The 14657-nt window shown below is 51.2% G+C and carries 15 protein-coding genes; 13 read left to right on the forward strand and 2 right to left on the reverse strand.

All coding sequences use genetic code 11. The annotated features are described in order from the left end of the window. Positions 1-316 precede the first annotated feature (316 nt). Together aceB and aceA are read left to right on the forward strand one after the other, a co-directional pair. Positions 317-1924 (forward strand): malate synthase A, encoded by a 1608-nt coding sequence (aceB, locus tag BZG73_RS05000; RefSeq protein WP_077667754.1) that lies wholly within the window; start codon positions 317-319, stop codon positions 1922-1924. 78 nt (positions 1925-2002) lie between these two features. After that, positions 2003-3307 (forward strand): isocitrate lyase, encoded by a 1305-nt coding sequence (gene aceA, locus BZG73_RS05005; RefSeq protein ID WP_046075020.1) that lies wholly within the window; start codon positions 2003-2005, stop codon positions 3305-3307. Positions 3308-3363: 56 nt separating this feature from the next. Here the strand turns inward: aceA and BZG73_RS05010 are convergent, their stop codons facing one another. Further along, positions 3364-3804: a CBS domain-containing protein gene (locus BZG73_RS05010; protein WP_046075019.1), complete on the reverse strand. Its 441-nt coding sequence runs from the start codon at positions 3802-3804 to the stop codon at positions 3364-3366. A 215-nt stretch (positions 3805-4019) separates the two neighbouring features. Here BZG73_RS05010 and queA point away from each other — a divergent pair, with 215 nt between their 5' ends. From queA to secF, 5 genes are all read left to right on the forward strand, one after another. Next, positions 4020-5072, forward strand: coding sequence for a tRNA preQ1(34) S-adenosylmethionine ribosyltransferase-isomerase QueA (gene queA, locus BZG73_RS05015; RefSeq protein ID WP_077579560.1), 1053 nt, complete (start codon positions 4020-4022; stop codon positions 5070-5072). A gap of 112 nt (positions 5073-5184) precedes the next feature. Beyond that, a complete protein-coding gene (gene tgt, locus BZG73_RS05020) occupies positions 5185-6306 on the forward strand; it encodes a tRNA guanosine(34) transglycosylase Tgt (protein ID WP_077667755.1) in 1122 nt (373 codons plus the stop codon). A 36-nt stretch (positions 6307-6342) separates the two neighbouring features. Next, on the forward strand, positions 6343-6672 hold the full coding sequence (yajC, locus tag BZG73_RS05025; protein WP_046075016.1) for a preprotein translocase subunit YajC: 330 nt from the start codon (positions 6343-6345) through the stop codon (positions 6670-6672). Positions 6673-6699: 27 nt separating this feature from the next. Further along, complete coding sequence (secD, locus tag BZG73_RS05030; protein WP_046075015.1) at positions 6700-8553, forward strand: protein translocase subunit SecD; 1854 nt, start codon at positions 6700-6702, stop codon at positions 8551-8553. 12 nt (positions 8554-8565) lie between these two features. After that, complete coding sequence (gene secF, locus BZG73_RS05035) at positions 8566-9513, forward strand: protein translocase subunit SecF (protein ID WP_046075014.1); 948 nt, start codon at positions 8566-8568, stop codon at positions 9511-9513. Between the two features lie 154 nt (positions 9514-9667). On the opposite strand, the gene suhB is transcribed toward secF, so the two are convergent. After that, a complete protein-coding gene (gene suhB / locus BZG73_RS05040; protein WP_046075013.1) occupies positions 9668-10471 on the reverse strand; it encodes an inositol-1-monophosphatase in 804 nt (267 codons plus the stop codon). 222 nt (positions 10472-10693) lie between these two features. Here suhB and trmJ point away from each other — a divergent pair, with 222 nt between their 5' ends. From trmJ to hscB, 6 genes are all read left to right on the forward strand, one after another. Further along, positions 10694-11458 (forward strand): tRNA (cytosine(32)/uridine(32)-2'-O)-methyltransferase TrmJ, encoded by a 765-nt coding sequence (gene trmJ, locus BZG73_RS05045; protein WP_046075012.1) that lies wholly within the window; start codon positions 10694-10696, stop codon positions 11456-11458. A gap of 122 nt (positions 11459-11580) precedes the next feature. Continuing rightward, on the forward strand, positions 11581-12102 hold the full coding sequence (iscR, locus tag BZG73_RS05050) for a Fe-S cluster assembly transcriptional regulator IscR (RefSeq protein WP_077579558.1): 522 nt from the start codon (positions 11581-11583) through the stop codon (positions 12100-12102). A 30-nt stretch (positions 12103-12132) separates the two neighbouring features. Then, entirely contained in the window at positions 12133-13347 is a 1215-nt protein-coding gene (locus BZG73_RS05055) for an IscS subfamily cysteine desulfurase (protein WP_046075010.1), read from the forward strand. A 53-nt stretch (positions 13348-13400) separates the two neighbouring features. Continuing rightward, entirely contained in the window at positions 13401-13784 is a 384-nt protein-coding gene (iscU, locus tag BZG73_RS05060; RefSeq protein ID WP_046075009.1) for a Fe-S cluster assembly scaffold IscU, read from the forward strand. Positions 13785-13804: 20 nt separating this feature from the next. Beyond that, positions 13805-14128, forward strand: a complete 324-nt coding sequence (gene iscA, locus BZG73_RS05065) for an iron-sulfur cluster assembly protein IscA (RefSeq protein WP_046075008.1) — start codon at positions 13805-13807, stop codon at positions 14126-14128. A 13-nt stretch (positions 14129-14141) separates the two neighbouring features. Then, entirely contained in the window at positions 14142-14654 is a 513-nt protein-coding gene (gene hscB / locus BZG73_RS05070; RefSeq protein ID WP_046075007.1) for a co-chaperone HscB, read from the forward strand. Positions 14655-14657 lie beyond the last annotated feature (3 nt).

Genomic DNA, 14657 nt, shown 5'->3' on the forward strand with positions numbered 1-14657 from the left:
GGGGGTAAAGCGCTTGTTATGTAATTTAATTACGTAACTGATTACAAAGTGGTGACAAAATTATGATCCCCGTAGCAGTGTTATATCATTCTGATAATGGGCATAAAAAAGCGCATTCGAGCTTATACTCTAAACTGTTTAAGTGTTTGTTTTTAATTTATTTTAATGATTTAGTATTCCGTTTTTGTTTTGTTCTTGGTTGATTTTTGCGCGAATGTAAGCCAACGTAATAACACAAGTGCTGCACGAGAGCCCAAGCGCGTGTAGTAATAATAGTGTTGTGATTGGATTACAAATGATAAGCCAGGGAGGCGATATGACGGAAGCGTGCTCAACCTTACGCGAATCGTTGGTGATTAACGAGACAGTCACCGCAGAGCAGGCAGAAATCTTAACCGATGATGCATTGTGCTTTTTAGCCAGTCTCGCTGAGCGTTATGCGGCGCGCGTACCCACACTGTTAGCGGCGCGTGAGGCGCGTCAACAACGCATTGATGCGGGAGAGCTGCCCGACTTTCTTCCGGAGACGCAATCGATCCGCCAAGCGGATTGGTCCATCCGTGGCATTCCCGAGGATTTACAAGATCGGCGGCTAGAAATTACCGGACCGGTAGACCGGAAGATGGTGATCAACGCACTCAACGCCAACGTGAAAGTTTTCATGGCGGACTTTGAAGACTCCTTTGCGCCGGCGTGGCCACAAGTGGTTGAAGGACAGCGTAATTTGCGCGATGCCGTGAATGGTACCATCAGTTATCAGCACCCTGATACAGGCAAACGCTATCAGCTAAATGAGGACCCAGCACGCCTCATTTGCCGTGTGCGTGGCTTGCACCTGACCGAAAAGCACGTGACGTGGCAGGGTAAACCAATTCCAGGGGCCCTGTTCGACTTCGCTCTTTACTTTTTCCATAACTACCGTCGTTTACTCGAGACGGGATCGGGGCCTTATTTCTACCTGCCTAAACTTCAAGCATATCAAGAAGCCGCGTGGTGGAGTGAGGTGTTTTCCTTTGCCGAAGACGAGTTTGGGCTAAGCCGTGGCACCATCAAAGCGACCGTGCTGATTGAAACCTTGCCCGCCGTGTTCGAAATGGATGAGATTTTGTATCACCTTCGTGATCACATCGTCGCCCTTAACTGTGGTCGTTGGGATTATATCTTTAGCTATATCAAAACATTGCGTAATCATCCGGACCGCGTGTTGCCGGACCGCCAAGTGGTGACCATGGATAAGCCTTTCCTTAACGCTTACTCGCGTTTACTGGTCAAAACGTGCCATAAGCGTGGCGCGTTGGCGATGGGTGGCATGGCAGCCTTTATTCCCAGTAAAGACCCGGCTGAAAACCAGCAGGTGCTAGAGAAAATTGAAAAGGATAAAACCTTAGAAGCCAATAATGGCCACGATGGCACCTGGATTGCGCATCCAGGGCTGGCTGACACGGCTCGCGCGATTTTCGACCGTGCACTTGGCGATAAGCCGAATCAACTTACGGTGACCCGCGAGCAAGATGCTGAGATTACTGCTGCAGAGTTGCTGGCGCCTTGCGATGGCGAACGCACAGAGGCGGGAATGCGACATAACATTCGCGTGGCGGTGCAGTACATTGAAGCGTGGATTTCAGGTAACGGTTGTGTGCCTATTTATGGCTTGATGGAGGACGCGGCCACGGCTGAAATCTCACGTGCGTCGATTTGGCAATGGATTAAGCATCAAAAACCACTGAGCAACGGCAAGGTGGTGACCAAGGCGTTGTTCTCTCAGTATCTTGCCGAGGAAATGGCGGTGGTTGAAAAAGAGCTAGGCGCAGAGCGCTTTGCGCAAGGACGGTACCGGCAAGCGGCAACCTTGATGGAAACGCTCACTACCAGTGATGAGCTGGTTAATTTTTTAACCTTACCGGGTTATGAGTATTTGCCGTAATGGGCATGGAAGCACAATAACAAACATGGAATGACAGTAAGGGGCTGGTACAGCCCTGCTAACAAAGAGGAATGGAACATGACTTTGACTCGCCAACAACAAATCGCTGAACTGGAAAAGGATTGGGCGGAAAACCCGCGCTGGAAACAGGTTAAGCGCCCCTACACGGCTGAAGAAGTCGTCAATATGCGTGGCTCGTTTGTGCCGGAGAATACCGTCGCTAAGCGGGGAGCTGCCAAACTATGGGATTTGGTCAATGGCAGTGCCAAAAAAGGCTACGTCAACTGCTTGGGCGCATTGACAGGCGGTCAAGCGGTGCAGCAAGCCAAAGCGGGTATTGAAGCGATTTATCTGTCTGGTTGGCAGGTGGCGGCTGACAACAACACAGCCTCGAGTATGTATCCAGACCAGTCGTTGTATCCGGTTGATTCTGTTCCCGCTGTCGTTAAGCGCATTAATAATGCGTTTCGCCGAGCGGACCAAATTCAGTGGTCGAAAGGGGGCTCGCCGGAAGAGGGCACCGACTATTTCTTACCGATTGTAGCGGATGCCGAAGCAGGCTTTGGTGGTGTGCTTAACGCCTACGAGCTGATGCGTAACATGATTGAAGCTGGCGCTGCCGGTGTTCACTTTGAAGATCAGCTCGCCTCAGTGAAAAAATGTGGCCACATGGGCGGAAAAGTGTTGGTGCCAACCCAAGAGGCGGTACAAAAATTGGTCGCGGCGCGCTTAGCTGCCGATGTGGCGGGCACCGATACGCTGGTCATTGCGCGTACTGATGCCAACGCGGCCGATCTATTGACCTCAGATTGCGACCCATACGACAAGGACTTCATCGTTGGTGAGCGCACAGCCGAAGGGTTTTATCGCGTGCGTCCTGGGATTGAGCAAGCCATTTCTCGAGGCCTAGCTTATGCGCCGTATGCCGATTTGATTTGGTGCGAGACCGCGAAACCGGACTTGGAAGAAGCACGACAGTTTGCTGAAGCCATTCATGCTCAGTATCCAGACCAGCTTTTGGCTTATAACTGTTCACCGTCTTTCAACTGGGAGAAAAACCTGGACGCCGAAACGATAGCGCGTTTCCAACAAGAATTGTCTGATATGGGCTATAAGTACCAGTTCATCACGTTGGCGGGTATTCATAACATGTGGTACAACATGTTCGACTTGGCGCATGCTTATGCGCAAGGTGAGGGCATGCGTCACTACGTTGAAAAGGTTCAGCGTCCAGAGTTCGCTGCCGCTGAGCGTGGCTATACCTTTGTCGCGCACCAGCAAGAAGTGGGTACTGGGTATTTTGATCAGATGACCAATATTATCCAAGGTGGGCAATCATCGGTCACGGCATTAACGGGCTCGACGGAAGAAGATCAATTCTAATCGCACGATACCGGTTATCAACCTGATAAAAGGGAGTCTCACACTCCCTTTTTTATTTATTCTCCCTCTTCAACCGGCTCACTTTCTTCTTGGATTTCCAGCAATGTTGACGCGATGGCGACAAAATCACTGTCGGTGATGATCCCAACCAAACGTTGGTGCTTCACCACCGGTAAGCAGCCTATTTTACGCTCGAGCATGGTTAGCGCTGCAGCCCGTAGTGACGCCCCGGGGTCGACTGTGACCAGTTGCCGCTCGATAAAGTGTGATAGGGGAGTATGGATCTGGTGATCTCCATTGGTCGTTTTGCCTAGTGAAGAGGCTTGTGCTGACAGCACATCTCTTTGTGTGACCAGTCCTAACAAACGCTCATCATCGTCAACGATGGGGAGATGGCGAAAGCGCTCGGCGCGCATTAAACGGTGCGCGTCATCCAGGGTATGGTCAGGGCTAAGCGTGTGTGGATGCCGGGTCATCATATCATCAACAATAAACATGGCACCTCCTTGTCATCAGTACACAGGGATACTTTTACTGTAGTGCAGTTGTACCGGGTTAGGCGTGATATGCATCAAGATAACTACGCGCATCGAGGCAAATGTTGTGTTCATTGGCGCCTGTGTAAACGATGCCTGAATCAAGCATCCAGCTTGCTTGATCTTCACGGTGGGCTACCTATACTAGCGGCCTGCTTTTTATCTAGGCAAATGTCATGCAATTATCCGATTTTCACTTTGAACTCCCCGATGAGTTAATTGCGCGCTATCCGCAACCGGATCGCAGTGCAAGTCGCTTATTGTCACTCGATGGCACAAGCGGTGAGGTGGTACATCGTCAGTTTAAGGATATCCTCGATCTGGTTGAGCCTGGGGATTTGATGGTGTTCAACAACACGCGAGTGATCCCCGCGCGCGTGTATGGCCGCAAAGCGTCGGGGGGTAAAATAGAGGTGCTGGTGGAGCGTGTGCTCGACGAACGTCGTTTCCTCGCCCATGTGCGCGCCTCTAAAGCACCTAAACCCGGCGCCGAATTATTCCTCGGCGATGACGGACAGGTCCCAGCAAAGATGGTGGCACGCCATGATGCTCTGTTCGAAATTCAGCTACACGACGATAAAGGCGTGGTAGATACGCTTAACGACATCGGCCATATGCCGTTGCCGCCATACATCGACCGCCCAGATGAAGAGAGCGATAAAGAACGCTATCAAACCGTGTATAACCAAAAGCCTGGGGCCGTCGCTGCGCCAACGGCGGGGTTACACTTTGACGATGCCATTATGGCAGCTCTTAAAGAAAAAGGCGTCAATATTGCTTTTGTCACCTTGCACGTGGGAGCCGGAACGTTCCAACCGGTTCGGGTCGACAACATTGAAGAGCACACCATGCACGCTGAGTATGCTGAAGTGCCGCAAGAGGTGGTTGATGCGGTCAATCAAACGCGAGCACAAGGCAAGCGGGTGATTGCGGTGGGAACCACCTCGGTGCGTTCACTGGAAAGTGCGGCACAGGCGGCCAAGCAAAAAGGTGAGCCACTGTCCCCGTTTTTTAATGACACGCAGATTTTTATCTATCCGGGGTATGAATGGCAGCTAGTGGATGTATTGGTGACCAATTTTCACTTGCCGGAATCCACCTTGATCATGTTGGTAAGCGCGTTTGCCGGTTACCAGCATACCATGGCCGCTTATCGTGCGGCGGTTGAAGAACGCTATCGCTTTTTCAGCTATGGCGATGCCATGTTTATTACCCGTCAGCACCACTGACGACATGATGAGAACACGGGCTCTTATGTCCGTGTGCGCTATGCTTGCGGCAGGGTAAACCTGTTAGCATAAGACACACGCCAGACTGTTTCTCTGGCACTGAGGAGGATTCGTGGAATACGAACTGAAAAAAACCGACGGACGCGCTCGCCGTGGCCGCTTAATCTTTGAACGCGGCACTGTGGAAACGCCGGCTTTTATGCCGGTGGGTACCTATGGCACCGTCAAAGGGATGACGCCTGAAGAAGTGAAAGGGACTGGGGCGGAGATCCTATTAGGGAACACTTTTCATCTATGGCTACGCCCAGGTCAGGAAATTATGCGACTGCACGGGGATTTGCATGACTTTATGCAGTGGCATGGCCCTATTTTGACCGACTCTGGCGGTTTCCAAGTGTTCAGTTTGGGCGATATCCGTAAAATCACCGAAGAAGGGGTGCACTTTCGCAACCCAGTGAACGGCGATCGCATCTTTATGGACGCGGAAAAATCGATGGAGATCCAATATGACTTGGGATCAGACATCGTGATGATTTTTGATGAGTGTACGCCCTATCCTGCCACGCATGACGAAGCGAAAAAGTCGATGGAGATGTCACTACGCTGGGCAAAACGTAGCCGCAATCACTTTGACAAATTAGGTAACAAAAATGCCTTGTTTGGTATTGTACAAGGCGGCGTGTACGAGGACTTGCGAGATGTCTCTGTAGAAGGTCTTACCGAGATCGGTTTTGATGGGTATGCCGTTGGCGGTCTAGCGGTCGGGGAGCCGAAAGAAGACATGCACCGGATCTTGGAGCACACTTGTCCACAGCTGCCAGAGGATAAACCGCGCTATCTGATGGGCGTGGGGAAACCTGAAGATTTGGTCGAAGGGGGTCGCCGTGGTGTCGACATGTTTGATTGTGTGATGCCGACACGAAACGCACGTAATGGCCACTTGTTTATTACTGGCGGTGTGATCAAGATCCGCAATGCGAAACATAAAAGTGATACCTCGCCTCTGGATCCCGAGTGTGACTGTTACACTTGCCGCCACTACAGCCGTGCTTACCTCTACCATTTAGACCGCTGTAATGAGATCCTAGGCGCGCGACTCAACACCATCCACAACTTACGCTACTATCAGCGCGTGATGGAAGGTTTGCGTAACGCGATTGACGAAGGTAGATTAGATGCCTTTGTAGCGGATTTCTACGCGCGTCGTGGCAAGGAAGTGCCGCCGCTCGATTAATTTCGAATTCAACAACTAGAACGAGGACGTGATTGAATGTTTATCTCACAAGCTCACGCAGCCGCTGAAGCCGCACCACAAGGTGGCGGAATGCAGCTTTTTATCATGCTTGGTCTCTTTGCGGTGATTTTTTACTTTATGATCTACCGCCCGCAATCTAAGCGTGTCAAAGAGCACAAAAACCTTATGGCATCTATGAGCAAAGGGGACGAAGTGCTAACCGGAGGTGGTTTAGTGGGTAAGATCACTCAAATCGCTGAAGACAATGACTTTATTGTGATTGCACTCAACGATAATAACGAAGTGACCATCAAAAAAGACTTCGTGACGGCAGTACTGCCTAAAGGTACTATCCAGTCTCTCTAATTCTCGCAACCATAAAGGATGCATGCTGTGCTAAACCGTTATCCTTTGTGGAAGTACATCATGGTGCTAATAACACTGGTTATTGGCATCGTGTATGCGCTTCCCAATTTATACGGTGAAGATCCAGCAGTACAAATTTCCGGGGCGCGTGGCGCCTCGGTAGATATGACTGCGTTGGACTCCATCAAACAGACCCTCGAATCGAACGACCTTTCCTACCAATCCATTGCGCTCGAAGACGGTACCGTCTTAGCCCGCTTTAAAGACACGGAAGCACAAATCAGTGCCCGTGATGCCTTGATGTCGCGTTTCGACAGTGATGACTATGTGGTTGCCTTAAACTTGGCGCCTGCAACGCCATCGTGGCTGGATACGCTGGGTGCTACCCCGATGAAGCTTGGCCTAGACCTACGTGGTGGGGTGCACTTCCTGATGGAAGTGGACATGGATGCAGCATTAGAAAAGCTGATCACCCAGCAAGAAGACAGCTTCCGCACCGACTTACGTGAAGCGCGTATCCGTTATCGTGGTTTACGAATAGAAGATAACACCCGTGTTGTGGTGAATCTGCGTAATGCCGAAGACACCAATAAAGCGCTAGAACTGCTCTCGAACAACTACCTCGACATGAACTTTTCTGTCGATGAAGATGAAGGGCGATTAGCCGCGGTTTACAAAGAAGAGCGCCTCAAAGAAATTCGTAACTACGCGGTGGCGCAAAACATTACGATTCTGCGCAACCGTGTGAATGAACTGGGTGTGGCCGAGCCTTTGGTGCAACGTCAGGGCGCAAGCCGTATTGTGGTTGAACTCCCCGGTGTGCAAGACACGGCACGCGCGAAAGAAATTCTTGGTGCCACCGCGACCTTGGAATTCCGCGAAGTGGATCAGGACGCTGACCTATCTGCCGCCATGGCAGGCCGAGTGCCACCGGGCAGCGAGTTGATGCGTACTCGAGATGGTCGTCCCGCCGTGCTGAAAAAGCGGGTCATTTTGACGGGCTCGCACATTACTGACGCTAGCTCCTCCCGCGATGAATACAGCCGACCACAAGTTAACATCTCTCTCGACAGCGAGGGCGGTGACAAAATGGCGGACTTCAGTAAGCGTAACATTGGTGAGCTGATGGCCACCGTGTTTGCAGAATACAAAGACAGTGGCGAGCGTGACGAAGACGGCAAAGTGATCTTGGAAAAACACGAAGAAGTGATTAACCAAGCCACGATCCAGTCTGCTTTGGGACGTAATTTCCGCATTACCGGCATTGATTCTGCCGCCGAAGCACATAACTTGGCGCTGCTGCTGCGCGCAGGTGCCTTGATTGCGCCTATCTCGATTGTTGAAGAGCGCACCATTGGTCCATCAATGGGTCAGCAAAACATCAATATGGGTGTGCAAGCCTGTATCTGGGGCTTGGTGGCGGTGATGGTCTTCACCTTGATTTACTATCGTCGCTTTGGTCTGTTTGCTAACTGTGCCTTGCTCGCCAATATCGTCTTGATTATCGGTATTATGTCTTTGATCCCAGGGGCGACCATGACACTGCCTGGTATTGCCGGTATTGTCCTGACGGTGGGGATGGCGGTCGATGCCAACGTGCTGATTTTTGAGCGTATCCGCGAAGAAATCCACGAAGGCCGTAACCCTCAACATGCAATCGACCGTGGTTATTCTAACGCGTTTAGTACCATCGCCGATGCCAATATCACCACGCTGATCACCGCAATCATCTTGTTTGCTGTGGGAACAGGCGCGATAAAAGGCTTCGCGGTGACACTGTCGATCGGTATTTTGACCTCGATGTTTACCGCCATCATTGGTACGCGTGCACTGGTTAATCTGGTGTACGGCGGTAAGCGCGTCAAGAAGCTGTCGATTTAAGGGAGTCCAAGCATGTTTCAAATATTTAAACCGGACATGTCGATCAACTTTATGCGTTGGTCTAAATTGGCCTTCGTGTTGTCCATCGCCATGATTGCCGCGTCTGTCGTCACCCTATCCACTAAGTGGCTTAACTGGGGGCTCGACTTTACCGGTGGTACCTTGATAGAAGTGGGCTTTGAACAGCCCGCTGACTTACCGCAAATTCGTGAGTCACTGGCGGCTGACGGCTTTGGTGACGCCGTGGTACAAAACTTCGGTAGTGCCACTGATGTGATGGTGCGCCTGCGTCCGCGTGATGATATGGAAGGCGAGAACCTCGGTAATGAGGTGCTCAATGCCATCAAAACGGGTACGGGTGACCAGGTAGAAATGCGCCGCATCGAGTTTGTTGGCCCGAATGTGGGTGACGAGCTGACCGAAGCGGGTGGGTTGGCGATCATCATCGCGCTGGTCTGTATCCTGATCTACGTGTCGTTCCGTTTCGAGTGGCGCTTGGCCGCGGGGGCGGTGATGGCACTGGCGCACGATGTGATCATTACCTTGGGTATTTTCTCCTTGTTCCAAGTCGAAGTGGACTTGACCATCGTCGCTGCGTTGCTGACGGTGGTGGGGTACTCGTTGAACGATACCATCGTGGTGTTCGACCGTATTCGTGAAAACTTCCGTAAGCTGCGTAAAGGTGAGTCAGATGAAATCATTAATGCGTCTGTCTCTCAGACCCTGAGTCGAACCACCATTACCTCGGGCACGACTTTGTTTGTGGTGATTGCACTGTTCACCTTGGGTGGAACCATGATCCACGGCTTTGCGATGGCCTTGCTGATTGGTATCACTGTGGGTACCTACTCTTCAATCTACGTGGCGTCTGCTCTGGCATTGAAGCTGGGTATTGCGCGTGAGCACCTGTTGGTGCCAGAAGTGGAAAAAGAAGGGCAAGAGTTTGACGCGATGCCTTGATGCGCTCGCCCCGCGTTTGTTGCGGGGCGAATTGCACACTCGGTGTGCGTCGCAGCCAGTATGGCACTCTGTGTTAAAGAGACAGCCGATGATTTGACGGCATAAAAAAAGCGACGCTCACCGAGCGTCGCTTTTTTATACCCAGAGGGAAGCATTATTTTTTCATCGACTCAGGGGCGTTCTCGCGCACTTTGGCCAGCATGCCTTTTACGACGCGTGGTGCACCGCTTACCACGTTACCGCTACGCATGTAGTCGGTTCCGCCGTTAAAGTCGGTACAAATCGCCCCAGCTTCACGGGCAATCAATTCGCCTGCCGCGATATCCCACGGTTTCAGGCCAAGCTCAAAAAAGCCATCAACACGGCCTGCGGCCACATAGCAAAGATCCAACGCGGCAGAGCCGGTGCGACGGAAATCAGCACAATCAACGAATAACGCGCTCACGACCGCCATAAAGCCTTCAGCGTGTTGCTTTGCTTTGAAGGGGAAGCCCGTCGCTAAGATGGTGCCGTCGAGCTCTTTGGCGCTACCGGTACGAATACGCTTGTTATTGAGTTGTGCGCCAGCACCACGTTGTGCGGTGAATAGCTCATTACGGATAGGGTCGTAAACGCAGCCGATCTCAGTGCGGCCTTTAATACGCACCGCGATAGACACGCTGAAATGGGGAAAGTCGTTAACGAAGTTGGTGGTGCCATCCAGTGGGTCGATGATCCATTGATAGTCGCTATCTTTCCCTTCAGCCACGCCTGACTCTTCGCCAACGATGGTGTGGTCCGGGTAGGACTTTTTGATGATGTCGATGATGATTTGTTCTGCCGCTTTGTCGACATTAGTGACAAAGTCATTACTGCCTTTTTGCGCGGTTTCGATGTTGTCTCTGTTTTCTGCAGATTTGGCGATAAAGTCGCCAGCCTTCCGTGCAGCACGGACGGCGATGTTTAGCATCGGATGCATACGGTTTTCCCAACGGATGTTAAAGAACGAAAGCGGGGCGGAGTATAACAGAGCCAGAGCAAAAGGAAAGTGGGTATTTTTTGACCGTCGCGACGTCCGTGAACTGGCGCGACACGCTTAGCTGAGAAGTATTATCGATTGCACTGTGATAAACTGCGCAGATCTAACAGACACCTGCCCACCCCATCAAGGGTGCACAGCGTAAGAGACGAAAACAACATCATGCTAGATCAAATCCGCGTCGTATTGGTGGGAACTTCCCATTCCGGTAATATTGGCTCAGCCGCTAGGGCAATGAAAGTCATGGGGCTTAGCAATATGACCCTCGTGGCCCCCGAATGTGAAGTGGATGGCCAAGCCATTGCGTTGGCGGCCGGTGCCAGTGATATCGCCAACAATGCGCGGGTCGTCGGGACCTTAGAAGAGGCAGTGGCAGACTGTGGCCTTGTGGTGGGAACCAGTGCAAGAAGCCGGACACTCGAGTGGCCGATGCTCGATGCGCGCGAATGCGGTAAAAAGGCCGTGGAAGAGGCGAGTACTCACCCGGTGGCGATTGTCTTTGGTCGCGAGCGCACTGGCTTGACCAATGAAGAGCTGCAGACCTGCCATTATCATGTGTCGATTCCGTCCAACCCAGACTATAGCTCATTGAACTTGGCGATGGCGGTACAAACCCTGTGCTATGAAATGCGCGTCGCTTGGCTAGACAGTCAAGCCTATCAAGGCCCCACGCTGGAACAAACCTACCCTTTAAATGAAGAGCTTTCACGGTTTTATCAGCACCTAGAAACGGTCCTTAGCAAAACCGGATTTATCCGTACTCAGCATCCCGGGATGGTGATGACCAAGTTACGTCGGCTCTTTAACCGAGCGCGACTTGAGAGCCAAGAGTTAAATATTTTACGGGGGGTGCTGTCATCCATCGAAAAAGTGACCCAACAAGCGGCATCGCGCGAGCAAAATACCGATAATCATCGCGCTCAGTGATCCTTTCAACCGAGCATGCGTAACTTAGGGTGAAAACCTGACAAAAATACTCAGGTAAATACTTGACCAAATTACTCGGGTATGTAACTATCTGAGCATCTATTCACCACAGGTAGCGTGTTATGAGATTGACTTCGAAAGGCCGTTATGCGGTTACCGCCATGCTCGATGTGGCGCTTCATGCCGAGCAGGGTCCTGTACCACTGGCGGACATCTCTGAGCGTCAAGGCATTTCCTTGTCTTATCTTGAGCAACTTTTTTCACGGCTCCGCAAGTCGGGGTTGGTGACAAGTGTACGTGGTCCCGGCGGCGGCTATCGCCTCGGTATTGCGGCAAGTGACATTGCCGTGGGGGCCGTGATTGCTGCCGTTGACGAATCTGTCGACGCGACCAAGTGTCAAGGTAAAGCGGATTGCCAAGGCGGCACCCGTTGTTTAACACATACTCTGTGGCACGACTTAAGTGCCCGAATTAGCGGCTTTTTAAACGACATCACGCTCGGTGAGCTGATGCATGATAACGAAGTGAAGCAAGTAGCAGATCGTCAGGACGCTAAACTGGATGCCTCATTGGCGCCCAGAAACACATTTAGCTCGAAGGTCAAACAAGATAGCGCCACCATAGGCGTAAACGTTCGCTCCTGATGACCAATGTCGGTGTAATTGGAGAAAAACATGAAATTGCCCATTTATTTTGATTATTCAGCCACGTGTCCGGTGGATCCGCGCGTTGCTGAAAAAATGAGTCAGTACCTGACCATGGACGGGTTTTTTGGTAACCCGGCCTCTCGTTCACACCGCTTTGGCTGGCAAGCAGAAGAAGCGGTTGATACAGCGCGTGAGAACATTGCCAATTACTGCAATGCCGACCCACGTGAGATCGTGTTTACCTCTGGCGCGACTGAGTCAGACAACTTGGCTATCAAAGGTATTGCTAATTTCTACTCCAAGAAAGGCAAGCACATTATTACCTGCAAAACAGAGCATAAAGCCGTGCTTGACCCTTGCCGTCAACTGGAGCGTGAAGGCTTTGAGGTGACCTATCTTGAGCCAGAAGAAAACGGCCTGGTCGATCTGAAGAAGCTCGAAGCGGCGATGCGTGACGACACGATTTTAGTGTCAATCATGCACGTGAATAACGAGATTGGCGTGATTCAAGATATCTCTGCGATTGGCGAGCTTTGTCGTGAACGTAAAATTATGTTCCACGTCGATGCGGCGCAGTCAGTCGGTAAAGTGCCACTGGACGTCAAAGAGATGAAAATCGATTTGATCTCGTTCAGCGCACACAAAGCGTACGGCCCTAAAGGCATTGGTGCCTTGTACGTTCGCCGTAAGCCACGCGTACGCATTGAAGCGCAAATGCATGGTGGTGGTCACGAGCGTGGTATGCGTTCAGGCACATTGCCTACTCACCAAATTGTGGGCATGGGTGAAGCGTTCCGTATCGCGAAAGAAGAGCGCGAGAAAGACTTCCAACATGCGCTGGCATTGCGCGAGCGTTTTTATGAAGGCGTGAAAGATTTAGAAGAAGTTTACGTCAATGGCGATTTGGAACAGCGTGTTCCACATAACCTAAACGTGAGCTTTGCCTTTGTTGAAGGCGAGTCATTGCTGATGGCACTGAAAGATCTGGCGGTATCGTCAGGGTCTGCGTGTACCTCAGCAAGCCTTGAACCTTCCTATGTGCTTCGTGCGCTTGGACGCGACGATGAGCTCGCACATAGCTCGCTGCGCTTCTCATTTGGTCGCTTTACGACGGAAGAAGAAGTGGATTATGCGATTGAGAAAGTGCGTGAAGCAGTTAACAAGCTGCGTGAAATGTCACCACTTTGGGACATGTACAAAGACGGTATCGATCTAAGTACCGTTGAATGGGCGCACCACTAACTCGAATAACGCGCCAGCTGGCAACAGTGAGCAATCATATTGAGGAAACGATTATGGCTTACAGCGATAAAGTAATTGACCACTACGAAAACCCACGTAACGTTGGCTCGTTTGAGAAAGGCGACCCATCGGTTGGCAATGGCATGGTTGGTGCCCCTGCATGTGGCGACGTCATGAAACTACAAATCAAGGTGAATGATGAAGGCATCATCGAAGACGCTAAGTTTAAAACATACGGCTGCGGCTCGGCGATTGCCTCGAGCTCACTGGTTACCGAGTGGGTGAAAGGCCGCTCGATTGACGACGCTGCTGCGATCAAAAACTCTGAGATCGCAGAAGAATTAGAGCTACCACCCGTCAAGGTGCACTGCTCTATCTTGGCGGAAGACGCCATTAAAGCGGCGGTCAGTGATTACAAGAAAAAACACCAGCAGTAAAACGAAGGGGTTGTTGATATATGGCTATTACCATGACACAGGCGGCAGCAGATCGCGTCAGAGCGTTTCTCAATAACCGTGGCAAAGGCATTGGCTTGCGCCTGGGCGTGAGAACGTCAGGGTGTTCAGGCATGGCCTATGTACTCGAATTTGCGGATGAGCTGCAAGAAGGCGATCAGGTTTTTGAGTACGATGATGTCAAGGTAATCGTCGATGGTAAGAGCTTGCTCTATCTCGAGGGGACAGAGCTGGATTTTGTTAAAGAAGGCCTGAATGAAGGTTTTCAATTCAACAACCCTAACGTGAGTAGTGAATGTGGTTGTGGCGAAAGCTTCAACGTGTAATCCGTGAGAGCACATGAATCATTTTGAACTTTTCGAGCTACCGTATCAGTTTGAGCTGGACGGTAGCTCGCTTTCTTCAACGTTTCGGGAATTACAACGTCAGTACCATCCCGATAATGTTGCTAGCCAAGACGAGAAAACCCGTCTGCAGGCGGTACAGAAAGCATCGCAAGTGAATGACGCGTTTCAGACGTTAAAAGATCCGGTTCGACGCGCTGAGTATATGCTGACGTTGCAAGGTATTGACTTAAAAGACGAACAGCAAACCATGCAGGATCCTGAGTTCCTGATGCAGCAAATGACGTTGCGTGAGGAGCTCGAGTCGATTACCGATAGTCAAGATGAAGCGGCGCTGTTTGATTTTGGTGAAAAAGCCCAGTCACTCTACGACGCATTGATTCTAGAGGTTAAACAGGCATTGGCTGCGTCACAGTGGCAAGAGGCCGCCGTGATTGTGCGTAAACTCAAGTTCGCAGAAAAGCTTCGCCATGAAGTGGAGCGTGTCGAAGATCAGCTGATGAGTTGATCG

It is taken from the genome of Salinivibrio siamensis, assembly GCF_001996005.1.
In the GTDB taxonomy this organism is placed as follows: domain Bacteria; phylum Pseudomonadota; class Gammaproteobacteria; order Enterobacterales; family Vibrionaceae; genus Salinivibrio; species Salinivibrio siamensis.

What these genes read in the sequence shown, in the direction of transcription:
- aceB (WP_077667754.1), top strand. Translation starts at nt 317, where the DNA reads ATGACGGAAGCGTGCTCAACCTTACGCGAATCGTTGGTGATTAACGAG.
- aceA (WP_046075020.1), top strand. Translation starts at nt 2,003, where the DNA reads ATGACTTTGACTCGCCAACAACAAATCGCTGAACTGGAAAAGGATTGG.
- BZG73_RS05010 (WP_046075019.1), bottom strand. Translation starts at nt 3,804, where the DNA reads ATGTTTATTGTTGATGATATGATGACCCGGCATCCACACACGCTTAGC.
- queA (WP_077579560.1), top strand. Translation starts at nt 4,020, where the DNA reads ATGCAATTATCCGATTTTCACTTTGAACTCCCCGATGAGTTAATTGCG.
- yajC (WP_046075016.1), top strand. Translation starts at nt 6,343, where the DNA reads ATGTTTATCTCACAAGCTCACGCAGCCGCTGAAGCCGCACCACAAGGT.
- secF (WP_046075014.1), top strand. Translation starts at nt 8,566, where the DNA reads ATGTTTCAAATATTTAAACCGGACATGTCGATCAACTTTATGCGTTGG.
- suhB (WP_046075013.1), bottom strand. Translation starts at nt 10,471, where the DNA reads ATGCATCCGATGCTAAACATCGCCGTCCGTGCTGCACGGAAGGCTGGC.
- trmJ (WP_046075012.1), top strand. Translation starts at nt 10,694, where the DNA reads ATGCTAGATCAAATCCGCGTCGTATTGGTGGGAACTTCCCATTCCGGT.
- iscR (WP_077579558.1), top strand. Translation starts at nt 11,581, where the DNA reads ATGAGATTGACTTCGAAAGGCCGTTATGCGGTTACCGCCATGCTCGAT.
- BZG73_RS05055 (WP_046075010.1), top strand. Translation starts at nt 12,133, where the DNA reads ATGAAATTGCCCATTTATTTTGATTATTCAGCCACGTGTCCGGTGGAT.
- iscU (WP_046075009.1), top strand. Translation starts at nt 13,401, where the DNA reads ATGGCTTACAGCGATAAAGTAATTGACCACTACGAAAACCCACGTAAC.
- iscA (WP_046075008.1), top strand. Translation starts at nt 13,805, where the DNA reads ATGGCTATTACCATGACACAGGCGGCAGCAGATCGCGTCAGAGCGTTT.
- hscB (WP_046075007.1), top strand. Translation starts at nt 14,142, where the DNA reads ATGAATCATTTTGAACTTTTCGAGCTACCGTATCAGTTTGAGCTGGAC.